The following is an 825-nucleotide window of genomic DNA, read 5'->3' as shown; positions in this document are numbered from 1 at the left end:
AAAATACTTTTTCATAAGTTAAGCCTATTTCTCTACCGACTTGCGCTTGTCTATTTTTGTAAAGCCGCAGCATGAGTACTGTCTTATTATCCAAGTCAATCATTCTAACGCTTGATTTTGTTTTAGGGGTAGTGACTTCTTTTTCACAGTTTAGAGTCTTATTTACGTCTAGTGTACCGTTTTGTAAGTCAATATCAGACCATTTGAGGGCTAAACATTCACGAATGCGTAAACCAGTCGCTAAAAGCGTCTTATATAGCACTGTATCGTAGAAATTTTTGTAAGTATTAGGGAGCTGCTCCAGGTAAGTCAAGAATTTTTTTAAATGATCATCATCCAGATATTTGAGTTTTTGCCCTTCTTTTGGTTTGCGACGTGGGACGATAATATCACGGGCAGGATTAAAAGGGATAACTTGTAAGGATACGGCGTATTTAAGTATGCGTTTATTTAGCGAGTTAAGTTGCGGATATTCTTGGTAGCCTTTGCCTAGTTGATTGTACTCTTTTGCCCATTGATTAACTTGCTTTTGAATAACTGGGGGTGTTAGCTTATCTAGTTTGTAGTCTCCAAAGGCTGGAAGTAGATAGTTTTTTAGTCTACTCTTGATTATTGTAAGGGTTGCCTTTTTGACCGTATGGCAGTATGTTTCCAGCCAATTCTCCGCCAGTTCGGCATAGGTATTGATTTGAACCGCTTTAAATACTGTAGAGCCGTTTTTTTCAAAGTCTATTTGAGCCTGTAGCGCTTTGTTTCTAAGTTCTCTCTTGGTTCGCCCTGATATAGTCGTCTTGACTTTCTTACCCGTTACGGTATCGATGCCAA

1 protein-coding gene is annotated in these 825 nt (G+C 38.5%); it reads right to left on the bottom strand.

The features are described from left to right. Positions 1 to 825, bottom strand: an 825-nt coding sequence (locus HT687_RS12410) for a site-specific integrase (protein WP_240152492.1), incomplete at both ends; no start/stop codon positions are given.

Origin of the sequence: Streptococcus sp. 1449, assembly GCF_013276805.1 — a bacterium.
Classification (GTDB): domain Bacteria; phylum Bacillota; class Bacilli; order Lactobacillales; family Streptococcaceae; genus Streptococcus; species Streptococcus pseudopneumoniae.
The sequence above is the reverse complement of the archived record's forward strand: the minus strand, read 5'-3'. Positions and strand labels throughout refer to the sequence as shown.